General features: G+C 53.9%; 9 protein-coding genes. 1 reads left to right on the top strand and 8 read right to left on the bottom strand.

Annotation, left to right across the window (positions count from 1 at the left end; genetic code table 11):
* Window positions 1-161: 161 nt before the first annotated feature.
* A complete protein-coding gene (locus tag CAG65_RS19260) occupies window positions 162-1,889 on the top strand; it encodes a potassium/proton antiporter (RefSeq protein ID WP_021707232.1) in 1,728 nt (575 codons plus the stop codon).
* Here CAG65_RS19260 and CAG65_RS19255 read toward each other — a convergent pair.
* The 8 genes from CAG65_RS19255 to arcA all read right to left on the bottom strand — a co-directional run bounded on the left by CAG65_RS19255 (window position 1,886) and on the right by arcA (window position 10,605).
* The gene (locus CAG65_RS19255) at window positions 1,886-2,518 is read right to left on the bottom strand and encodes a response regulator transcription factor (RefSeq protein ID WP_021707233.1); all 633 of its coding nucleotides are present in this window, start codon (window positions 2,516-2,518) and stop codon (window positions 1,886-1,888) included. The two genes, CAG65_RS19260 and CAG65_RS19255, sit on opposite strands and share 4 nt — an antisense overlap.
* 177 nt (window positions 2,519-2,695) lie before the next feature.
* Window positions 2,696-4,504, bottom strand: a complete 1,809-nt coding sequence (locus CAG65_RS19250; protein WP_021707234.1) for a protein-disulfide reductase DsbD — start codon at window positions 4,502-4,504, stop codon at window positions 2,696-2,698.
* Window positions 4,505-4,677: 173 nt separating this feature from the next.
* On the bottom strand, window positions 4,678-5,154 hold the full coding sequence (locus tag CAG65_RS19245) for an arginine repressor (RefSeq protein ID WP_156008764.1): 477 nt from the start codon (window positions 5,152-5,154) through the stop codon (window positions 4,678-4,680).
* A gap of 314 nt (window positions 5,155-5,468) precedes the next feature.
* Window positions 5,469-5,933: an aspartate carbamoyltransferase regulatory subunit gene (gene pyrI / locus CAG65_RS19240; protein WP_021707236.1), complete on the bottom strand. Its 465-nt coding sequence runs from the start codon at window positions 5,931-5,933 to the stop codon at window positions 5,469-5,471.
* Between the two features lie 18 nt (window positions 5,934-5,951).
* Window positions 5,952-6,881: an aspartate carbamoyltransferase gene (gene pyrB / locus CAG65_RS19235; RefSeq protein WP_161454664.1), complete on the bottom strand. Its 930-nt coding sequence runs from the start codon at window positions 6,879-6,881 to the stop codon at window positions 5,952-5,954.
* A 426-nt stretch (window positions 6,882-7,307) separates the two neighbouring features.
* The gene (locus tag CAG65_RS19230) at window positions 7,308-8,318 is read right to left on the bottom strand and encodes an ornithine carbamoyltransferase (RefSeq protein WP_161447882.1); all 1,011 of its coding nucleotides are present in this window, start codon (window positions 8,316-8,318) and stop codon (window positions 7,308-7,310) included.
* A 92-nt stretch (window positions 8,319-8,410) separates the two neighbouring features.
* Complete coding sequence (locus CAG65_RS19225; protein ID WP_161454663.1) at window positions 8,411-9,322, bottom strand: carbamate kinase; 912 nt, start codon at window positions 9,320-9,322, stop codon at window positions 8,411-8,413.
* Between the two features lie 62 nt (window positions 9,323-9,384).
* Window positions 9,385-10,605 carry an arginine deiminase gene (arcA, locus tag CAG65_RS19220; protein WP_021707240.1) on the bottom strand — a complete coding sequence of 407 codons (1,221 nt, stop codon included), beginning with the start codon at window positions 10,603-10,605 and terminating at the stop codon, window positions 9,385-9,387.
* Window positions 10,606-10,747: the final 142 nt, after the last annotated feature.

Here is a 10,747-nt window from a genome sequence, read left to right as displayed (position 1 = left end):
TAACGATACTGTCCAAACGGCTGCATAAAGTTTTTACATAATTCAAACCGGATGGATTCTCTGTCAGGGGGCTGGCACGATATAATGTCATTCGTCAGTGGTGAACGGTGATCCGCCGTTCGGCGCTCACTCACTCAACAAAAACAATAAAGGGAGAACGCGTGGACGCAACGACAATTAACAGTTTCTTTTTGATCGGCGCCTTGCTGATCGCTTTGAGTGTGTTACTCAGCCCGGTGTCATCCAAGCTGGGTATACCAATCCTGTTTCTGTTCCTGGTGGTCGGTATGCTGGCCGGGGAAGACGGACCGGGGGGCATTCTGTTTGATGATTACTCCGTGGCGTATCTGGTCAGTAATCTGGCGCTGGCGGTGATTTTGCTCGATGGTGGGATGCGCACCCGGGTGTCCAGTTTTCGCGTGGCCTTGTGGCCATCGGTGTCGCTGGCGACGCTCGGGGTGGCGATCACCACCGTCTTGACTGGCTTGATGGCCACCTGGCTGTTTGACTTGCATCCGTTGCAGGGGATTCTGGTCGGGGCGATTGTCGGCTCAACCGACGCCGCGGCGGTGTTTTCGCTGCTTAAAGGGCGCAGCCTCAACGAACGGGTCGGAGCAACGCTGGAGATTGAATCGGGAACCAATGATCCGATGGCGGTATTTCTGACCGTAACGCTGATTGCGATTCTCGGCCAGCCGGGCGCAGAGTTGAGCGCAGGCTTTCTGGCACTCAGTTTTGTCAAGCAGTTCGGCATCGGCGCGCTGATGGGCCTGGCCGGTGGTTGGGGGCTGTGGCGGGTGATCAATCACAGCAAACTGCCGGACGGGTTGTATTCGATTCTGACCGTCAGTGTCGGCCTGATCATCTTTGCCAGCACCAATGCTCTGGGGGGCAGCGGTATTCTGGCGATTTATCTGGTTGGTTTGTATTTGGGCAACAAACCCACTCAGGGAAAATATTCGATTCTCAATGTCTTGGATGGCATGACCTGGCTGAGCCAGATCGGCATGTTCCTGGTCCTGGGACTGTTGGTGACCCCATCCAACCTGCTCGATATTCTGCTGCCGGGCCTGGCGTTGGCTTTTGGTATGATTCTGTTTGCCCGTCCGCTGTCGGTGTGGATCAGCCTGGCGCCGTTCCGTTTCAAACCGCGCGAGAAATGGTTTATTTCCTGGGTGGGGCTGCGCGGAGCGGTGCCGATCATTCTGGCGGTGTTCCCGATGATGGCCGGGCTACCGGATGCGCAGCTGTACTTTAATCTGGCGTTTTTCGTCGTCTTAGTATCGCTGTTCCTGCAGGGCGGTACTCTGACCAAAGCCGCCGCGAAAGCCAAAGTCGAACTGCCTCCGCGGCCAGAGCCAGTCTCACGGACCGGCGTGGAGATCTTCCCGACCAGTGAGTGGGAACTGTTCGTGTACAAAATGAAACCGGAAAAGTGGTACATCGGTGAGCCGCTGCGTTCGCTGTTTATGCCTGAGGGAACGCGGATTGCGGCGATTTTCCGCGAGCGGCAGTTGATTCACCCGAGCGGTAGCTCCAAGTTGCATGAGAATGACGTCCTGTGTGTGCTGGCGCAGGAGAAAGATCTTGAGGCGCTCAGTCAGTTGTTCAGTGAAGCGCCGGAAAAACCGGAACTGGTGCGTTTCTTCGGCGATTTCTTCCTCGATGGGGCGACGCAGTTGAGCGATGTGGCAGGGTTGTATGGGCTGGAGCTGGATGAAGAGAGCCAGAGTATGAGCCTGACGGATCTGGTGCATCAGCAACTGGGTTCGACCCCGGTGATCGGCGATCACTTTGAATGGAACGGACTGTACTGGGTGATTGCCGAGGTGGCGGACGGTGATGTCATTAAAGTCGGTTTGCGTCTGCCAGAGGAAGAGGCGTCTTAAACCTCTCCCAGTTCATTGAGCAGGATGACGGCCTGGGTCCGATTTTTGACCCCAAGCTTGCGGAAAATGGCGGTCATGTGCGCTTTGATGGTGGCTTCAGACACATTAAGTTCGTAAGCAATTTGTTTGTTGAGCAGCCCGTCAGAGAGCATCCCCAGCACTTTATACTGCTGCGGGGTCAGGGTGGCGATTTTCTCCGCCAGATCGTTGCAGGCGGCATTACTGGTCAGCAGGCCTTCCGGGAAGAACGGGTCACCCGCCAGAACCTGATTCAAGGCACTGACCAACTCGCGCATGTCACTGGATTTGGGAATAAAACCGAACGCGCCGTGGCTTTTCACCTGAGTGACGACCGCCGGTTCTTCACTGGCGGACACCACCACAATCGGCAAATCCGGGTATTCCGCCCGTAATTGGATCAGGCCGGACATGCCGTTGGCACCAGGCATTTTCAGATCGAGCAGTAACAGATCCGGTTCGTCTTCACGGGCCAGCAGATTGAGCAGAGCGTCGAGGGAATCCGCTTCCAGCAGATTGGCTCCGCTGACGGCCATATGAACGGACTGAAATAAGGCGTTCCGGAACAAAGGATGGTCGTCGGCAATGATGATGGTGTAAGTCGAATCCATGACGTTAATTACTTTTGACATTTTGGTTAAAGAAATTATTGTCCCGATCCCGCTGGTGGACAATATCTATCCGCTAAAAGTCTGAACTGAATCGACTTTTATAGTGAACGCTTGAGAGAAACCGGCCCGCAGACGTTTAAAGCGACCGTCAGGTCACATCTGCGGGCACCGGGCAGGTTAGAGCTGATGCGCGTTGAGGTGGTCTAAAAATGGCGCCGCTTTGACAAAACCGGTCAGGCGTGCGTTTGACACCCGTTCCCCTGCGGCGTTCCAGAACTCAATGGTTGGTAATCCCAGCACATCCATCTGTTTGAGCAGTGCAATGTCGTCGGGCAGGCTTTTGGTCACATCAGCCTGCAACAGCACAAAGTCTTTGAGTTTGGCTTCCACTGCCGGGTCATGGAAGGTGTACTTTTCAAACTCCTTACAAGCCACACACCAGTCGGCGTAGAAATCGAGCATCACAGGTTTGCCCGCCGCTTTTGCCGCCGCCAGTTCACGATTCAGATCCTCCACGCTGGCGATGCGTTTAAAGCTGATGCTGGGCTGAGCTTGCAACTGCCCAGAGCCCTCGCCCAGCCAGTGACTGAGCAGCGGCTGGGCAGAGGCCAGCAGACCCAGAATGGCCACCACGCCGATCAGGCTTTGCTTCCATCCCCCGAAAGTCAGGTTGTTCTTAAGGTGATACAGCCAGCTGAATGCGGCGATGCCGAGCAGAGACCACAGCGTGGTGCTCCATGCTGAGGGAAGAATGCGTTCCAGCAGGAACAGCGGTGCCGCCAGCAAAACAAAGCCAAACAAGGTTTTCACTCGTTCCATCCAGTTGCCGGCTTTTGGCAGCAGTTTGTTGCCAAACACGGCGACCAAAATCAGCGGGATCCCCATGCCCATCGCCAGAGCGTACAGGGCGACCGCACCCGTCAGTAAATCCCCGCTTTGGGCGACGTACAGCAAGGCGCCGGACAGGGGCGCCGTAGTGCAAGGTGAACACACCAGTCCAGAGATGGCGCCCATGGCAAACACACCGGCACTGCTGCCGCCCTGTTGCTTGTTACTGAGGTTGTTGAGCCAGGTCTGAAGGGCACTCGGCAGTTGCAGGGTATAAACACCAAACATCGACAGTGCCAGTGCAACAAACAACCCGCTCAGAGTAATTAAGACGTACGGGTGTTGCATCGCTGCCTGAAATTGCATTCCGGCCGAGGCGACCACCAGACCGAGCAGGGTGTAGGTCAGGGCCATGCCCTGGACATAGACGAAGGCCAGCCCCAGTGCGCGTTTATGGCTGAGCTTGCCACTGCCGAGCACAATACTGGTCAGGATCGGGTACATCGGCAGCACACACGGGGTAAATGCCAGGCCCACGCCAAGGGCAAGAAACAGCAACGGCGTCCACCAGTTATCGGCCAGAGCGCCGGCCAGGCTGCTCTCTTGCGATTGGGGAGCGTCCTGAGTGATGACTGCGGTGTCGAGCGGCGTTACCTGCGGGTCTGGCGTGCTGACAACCGATGGTGTTGTCGTCGCGGCGGTGTCGCTAAACGGTTGTAGTTTAACGATCCGGGTTTCCGGTGGATAACAGAACCCGGCTTTGGCACAGCCCTGATACTGCACCATCAGTTGTGCGCCGTCTTGGTACTGACTCAGCGGCACTTCGATCATGATCGGCGTTGTATAGATTTTCACCTGACCGAAGAACTCGTCCTCGTAGGGCTGACCTTCGCGCATCTCAATCGATCCGACCGCGACCTTATCCCCGGAGACGGAAATCCGCTCCTGATAGAGGTAATAGTCCGGCTTAACCTGCCAGTCGAGATAAACCCGGTTGCCCTCTTGTTCAAAGCGGAAAGGGAAGGCCTGATCGACCGGGACAAAGGTGTTGTTGCTGGCACCAAAGCTCGGCGTGTTGCTGTTGTTGAACAACGACGCGTGAGCCGGTAAAGAAAGCAATGAAAAAACAAACAGTAACAGTGAAATTGCGTAGCGCATATAACCGGGCCAAATGTAAGACTTACCGGGTATGTTATACCCAAGTGCGGTGGAGTTAAACTCACTCGGCAAACGCCGGGACTCTTTCATTCAGACCGCTGAGGTGACGAATTAGTTTCATACGCGGGTTAATCGAGAGATCAAAAAACCGCAGCATGGGCTGCGGTTTTACGTTACATCACGCCCAGGCGGGCTTTGACTACCCGTTCGCAAGCGTCAATGCGGTCGGTGTCTTTGGGGATGATGATCACCGTATCGTTACCGCCTACGGTGCCAAGAATTTCGGTATGGGGATCGATGTCAACCAGACGAGCCACCAACTGAGCACTGCCGGGGTGGGTTTTGACCACCACGATGGACTGGTTATGGGTGATGAATTCGATTTGTGAGGCGATCGAAGACTCAACCCGCACCGGGGCGTTTTCGACCGTGATGCAGTACACTTTTTTGCCGCAGGCATTCTGGACTTTGACGACGCCAAGCTGTGACAGCAGGCGAGAGACCGTCGACTGGCTGATCCCTTCGTAGCCAATGTCGATCAGCTTTTCGCGCAGTTCGTTCTGGGTACTGAAACTCTGTTGTTGTAATAGCCGTTTGCAGGCGGTGGCAAGCGTGTGATCATCTGCGGTGCCCAATGCCTCGGGGTGCATTATATCGTTCACGGGCAACTCCTTGGTTAAGACGTTACTGAATAATATCCATCCTTGTGGGTAATAAACTCCTTCCATTGTGGAGCTGACCGGATAGAGGCTGAACCATACTGGTGATGGCTTAATTATTATTGTGCTGAAGAGTTTACCATTAAATAATGTGTGGCTTTTTGAATGAGATCACCAAATAAAAATCTATAATATTGCCGATAAAATGGTGAATTATTCTGATGTGGTTGGATAATTATTCCCTGCCGGGCATAACTATCCAACCGAGTTGGTCAGGCGGATGGGAGACGCCTGACAGGGCAGGCTTAGCGCGATTCAGTCATAATTTCGCGTGAGAATACTTTTTCACAATAGTGACACTTTAGCTGCACGTTATCGCTTTTTTGCTGCACTTTGAATCGGCTTTCTACCGGTTCACCGTGTGAGATGCAGTTGCTGTTCGGGCAGGCGAACACACCGTCAATTCGCTCCGGCAAGGTCAAGGTCAGCTTGTTGACCACCTGATAGTCTTCAATCTGGTTCACGGTGGCATGCGGGGCATACAGCGCCAGCTGATTGGCCTGATCTTTGGTCAGAAAGACGTTTTCAATTTTGATCAGATCTTTGTGTCCAAGTGCCGATGATGGCAGGTTTAGGCCAATGGTAATGCGCTCGCAGTGATCATGCATGCGGAACAACTGAAGGATCTTGATCCCGATGTTGGCGGGCACGTGATCGATGACGGAACCGTGGCGAATCGCTTCAACCTGCAATTGATTTTGTTTGACCATGTTTATCTCTCCTCCCGCTTACAGATTTTCATTCAGAACCAGCGCCAGCAGTGCCTGGCGTGCGTAGACCCCGTTTTCGGCCTGCTCGAAATAATAGGCGTGCGGGGTTTTGTCGACGTCGGTGGTAATTTCGTCCACCCGTGGCAACGGGTGCAGAACTTTCAGATTACTGCGCGCTTCTTTAAGCGTTTCCGCTGTCAGAATGTAGGCTGACTTCATGTGGGCGTATTCAGACTCATCGAAGCGTTCTTTCTGAACCCGGGTCATGTAGAGAATATCCAGCTCCGGCACCACTTCTTCAATGCTGGTGTGCAGGCTGTAGCGGATGCCGTGCTCGTCGAGTTCTTCGCAGATGTAATCCGGCATCGCCAGCACTTCCGGCGCGATGAAGAAGAAACGCACGTTGTTGAACTTGGACAGCGCCTGAGTCAGGGAATGCACGGTACGGCCGTATTTCAGATCACCGACAAACGCAACGTTGAGGTTGTCTAGGGTGCCCTGAGTCTCGTAAATCGAGAACAGATCCAACAGCGTTTGGGTCGGATGCTGATTGGCACCATCACCACCGTTGATCACCGGCACGCCGGCAGAAAACTCAGACGCCAGACGGGCTGCACCTTCTTGCGGATGACGCATGACAAACGCATCGATGTAAGAGGCGATCACCTGGACCGAGTCGGCCAGCGTTTCGCCTTTCTTCGCCAGTGAGGTGTTACCGCCGTTGTCAAAGCCAATCACACTGCCACCCAGACGCTGGACGGCGGTTTCAAATGACAGGCGAGTACGGGTGGACGGCTCAAAAAAGCAGCTTGCGACCACTTTGTTTTTCAGCAGTTCCGGGCGGGGTTCCGCTTTGATTTGGGCTGCGGTATCGACAATCAGTTCCAGTTCGCTGCGGCTCAGCTCTGGAATGGAGATGATGTGTTTGTTGAACAACGAATGCGCCATGGCGTGTCTTCCTCCATTAACTTACGGCCAAAAAAAAGCCCCCTGAAATAGGAGGCTTCAATCATGATCAGCAATAAAAAATAACACGGCCGTCAACGCCGCATTCGGGCGTGGGCGAGACAACGAGTTGTCGTAAGCGGACCGGGTCATTTTTCATCACTCTGTAGACAAATTGCGAAGGATTATACGCGCTAAATCCCGCCTTGCAATACCTTGGCTAAAGTATTCATTTTATGGAATTTTATGCGAGATTTTGCTTGGTTTTTCTGCGCTTTTAAACATTTGGCACATAAGAAAAAGCGGCGCCGATGGCGCCGCGTTATGCGAGCTGGGAATGAAAAAAAATGCGGACTTTATTCAGGTCGGATTGAGGGTTTCGGTCCTGAGTGCCGCCCGCATTTTTCCCTGCCGTGAGTCTGTGAAGGATCAGTCACCTAATGTCGCCACCATGATGGCCTTGATGGTGTGCATGCGGTTCTCTGCTTCGTCGAAAACGATCGAATAGTCGGACTCAACCACGTCGTCGGTGACTTCACAACCTTGTTTCAGCACAGGGTACTCTTGTGCCAGTTCTTTACCGACGGTGGTGTCTTCACCGTGGAACGCCGGCAGACAGTGCATGAATTTGACATGTGGGTTACCTGTGGCCTTGATGACCTCCATATTGACCTGGTAAGGCAGCATCAGATTGATGCGCTCAGCCCAGGCTTCTTTGGCTTCGCCCATGGAGACCCAGACGTCGGTGTACAGGTAGTCACAACCCTCTACGCCTTCTTTCACGTCTTCGGTCAGGGTGATTTTGGCGCCAGTTGCAGCGGCGATATCGCGGCATTCCGCCACCAGACTCTCTTCCGGCCAGTACTGTTTTGGTGCAACCAGGCGAATGTCCATGCCCATTTTCGCTGCGCCGACCATCAGAGAGTTGCCCATGTTGTTGCGCGCATCACCAAGGTAGGCAAAGCGGATTTCGTGCAGTTGTTTGCCACGGCCGTGCTCTAACATGGTCAGGAAATCTGCCAGGATCTGAGTCGGGTGGAACTCGTCGGTTAGACCGTTCCAGACCGGTACACCAGCGTGAGCGCCCAGTTCTTCGACGATGGACTGGCCAAAGCCGCGGTATTCGATGCCGTCATACATGCGGCCCAGTACGCGAGCGGTGTCTTTCATCGATTCTTTATGACCGATTTGAGAGCCGCTGGGGCCCAAGTAAGAAACCTGGGCGCCCTGGTCAAATGCTGCCACTTCAAAGGCACAACGGGTGCGAGTGGAGGTTTTTTCAAAGATCAGCGCAATGTTTTTGCCTTTCAGGCGGGGCTGTTCATAGCCGTTGTATTTGGCTTTTTTCAGCTCCATGGACAAATCCAGCAGGTGTTGAATTTCACGTGGTGTGAAGTCCAGGAGTTTCAGGAAGTTACGGTTACGTAGATTGAAAGCCATGATGAGATCCTCATGTTAGGCGCCTTCCCACGAGCAGGGTACAAAGTAAGAAAGCGCAAATAATTGGTTGATAGTCGTTAATATTGTGCTGCTTAATCCCGGGTGATGTTGGTGCCCGCCTGGCCGTGCAGAATGCGCAGACCATCTTCCAGTGCACCGATACCGACGACTTTGCCGCCCTGGCGGATGAATTCGCACGAAGCTTCGATTTTGGGGCCCATGGAGCCGGCATCAAATTGATATTGCGCCAGTTCAGACGGGGTAGTGTGGCGCAGTGCTTGCTGAGTGGGGGTGCCCCAGTCGAGGTACACTGCGTCGGCGTCTGTCAGGATCAAGAGCGCATCGGCATTCAGTTGTTTGGCCAGAAACGCCGCCGACATGTCTTTATCGATCACCGCTTCCACACCGACCAGTTTGCCGTTTTCACGTTTCACCGGGATGCCACCGCCGCCGGTACAGATCACCAGGTGGCCTTCGTCGATCAGTTTGGTGATCGCGTCATGCTCGATGATGCCCGTCGGCTGTGGGCTGGGAACCACTCGGCGGAAGTGCTTGCCGTCTGGTTTGACCGTCCAGTGATACTTCTCCGCCAGTTCGCGCGCTTCCGCTTCTTCATAGATAGGGCCGATCGGTTTGGTCGGGTCGGCAAACGCCGGATCATTGGGATCCACACTCATTTGCGTCAGCATGCAGGTGACGTTGGTGTCTGGCATCTGGTTTTTGAATTCCTGCATCAACATGTAACCGATCATGCCCTGAGTTTCACTGCCGAGGACATCAAGGGGGTAAGGGGCGACTTTTTTGTACTCCAGACCCTGCAACGCCAGCAGACCAACTTGAGGCCCGTTGCCGTGCACCAGCACCACGTTGTATTGTTCGGCAATTTTCGCGATGGTGTTGACCGCGATTTCAATGTTATGACGCTGAACGTCGGCTTCCAGTGGCTCACCGCGACGCAGCAGGGCATTGCCACCCAGAGCTACAACTACCGTTTGTTTAGTCATACGTTTGTCTCTTCTTCATGCCGGGGACTAAGCCCCGGCGAGATTGTTACCATCAGACGGGATCAGATGCCGTCACGTTCAATTGGGCAGCTCATGCAGCGTGCACCGCCACGACCACGGCCCAGTTCGTCGCCTGGAATTGGCAGAACAGTGATGCCAGCTTTGTCGTATTTTTCGTTGGTGTAGGTGTTGCGTTCATAGCCGATGACCACGCCCGGTTTAACGGTTAAGACGTTGTTGGCGTCGTTCCACTGTTCACGCTCGGCCTCGAAACTGTCACCACCTGTGGTGATCATGTTGAGTTTGTCGATGTTCAGAGCCTGTTCGATGGTACGAATGTAAGACGATTGCTGCGTCGCTTTGACGTGGCCGGATTCGTCACCGGTCAGACTCCAGCAGTTGACGTCATCCGGGATCACGTTCGGATAAACGGAGAACGTGTCTTCACGCATATGCGTCATCACGGTGTCCAAGTGCATGCACGAACGATCTTTGGGAAGCTCAAGAGCAATCACTTCTTTCGCCTGACCATGTTTGAATAAGCTGGAGGCCAGTTGCTCAACCCCTTGCGCTGTGGTGCGTTCGGACATGCCGATCAGCACGGCGCCGCGGCCAATCACCAGCACGTCCCCGCCTTCGATGGTGGATTTGTCGTAGTTGCGTTGTTCGTCACCAAAGTACTTAATGAAGTCCTGACCCGCGAAGGTAGGGTGCCAGCGGTAAATGGCCCGCAGATGGTTGGTTTCACGTTGGCGTGCCACTTTGGCCATCGGGTTGATCGAGACACCGCCGTACACCCAGCAGGACGTATCTCGGGTAAACAGATGGTTTGGCAGTGGCTTGATGATAAAGTCGGTGGGCTTGTGCATTGCCTGCAGCATAGACGACGATTTGATGGGCATGTCTGCATAAGCCAGGCCGCCTGTCATGATTTTCGCCAGCTCAATATGTGGCAGATCGCCCAGGTAGCAGCGCAGATCGTTCGCAAACGCCGGGCCGAAGCGGTAGTCGGATATCTGAGTGTGTAGCAGCCATTCTTTGGCTTCCGGTACGTCCAGCGTTTCCGCCAGCAGGTTGGTCAGCAGCAGAACTTCGACACCCTGGTCGCGCAGTGTCTGGGCGAACACATCGTGCTCTTTACCTGCCCGTTCGATATCCAGGACATCATCAAACAGCAAATCATGACAGTTGGATGGGGTTAAGTGACTGAGAGCGCGTCTTGGACGATGGATTAAAACGCGACGTAGTTGACCGATTTCTGAACCTACATATAGCTTACTCATGATGGTCTCTCTCTTATTTCTGAATTTGTTCTTATTGCTAAAAACAAATATTTATTTCGTAGGGAAGAATTGAGTGAATTTAATTATTCACTTATTTGTTCTGAAATTCATATTACGCCCCATGCAGGGGGAATCTTAGAGG

It is taken from the genome of Vibrio sp. V39_P1S14PM300, from assembly GCF_009904765.1.
GTDB lineage: Bacteria > Pseudomonadota > Gammaproteobacteria > Enterobacterales > Vibrionaceae > Vibrio > Vibrio proteolyticus.
Note: the sequence above shows the minus strand (reverse complement) of the source record. Positions and strands in the feature narration are given on the sequence as shown.

Excerpts from the sequence above, each read along its gene's own strand:
- CAG65_RS19255 (WP_021707233.1), bottom strand. The coding sequence starts at position 2,518 with ATGGATTCGACTTACACCATCATCATTGCCGACGACCATCCTTTGTTC.
- CAG65_RS19250 (WP_021707234.1), bottom strand. The coding sequence starts at position 4,504 with ATGCGCTACGCAATTTCACTGTTACTGTTTGTTTTTTCATTGCTTTCT.
- CAG65_RS19245 (WP_156008764.1), bottom strand. The coding sequence starts at position 5,154 with ATGCACCCCGAGGCATTGGGCACCGCAGATGATCACACGCTTGCCACC.
- pyrI (WP_021707236.1), bottom strand. The coding sequence starts at position 5,933 with ATGGTCAAACAAAATCAATTGCAGGTTGAAGCGATTCGCCACGGTTCC.
- pyrB (WP_161454664.1), bottom strand. The coding sequence starts at position 6,881 with ATGGCGCATTCGTTGTTCAACAAACACATCATCTCCATTCCAGAGCTG.
- CAG65_RS19230 (WP_161447882.1), bottom strand. The coding sequence starts at position 8,318 with ATGGCTTTCAATCTACGTAACCGTAACTTCCTGAAACTCCTGGACTTC.
- CAG65_RS19225 (WP_161454663.1), bottom strand. The coding sequence starts at position 9,322 with ATGACTAAACAAACGGTAGTTGTAGCTCTGGGTGGCAATGCCCTGCTG.
- arcA (WP_021707240.1), bottom strand. The coding sequence starts at position 10,605 with ATGAGTAAGCTATATGTAGGTTCAGAAATCGGTCAACTACGTCGCGTT.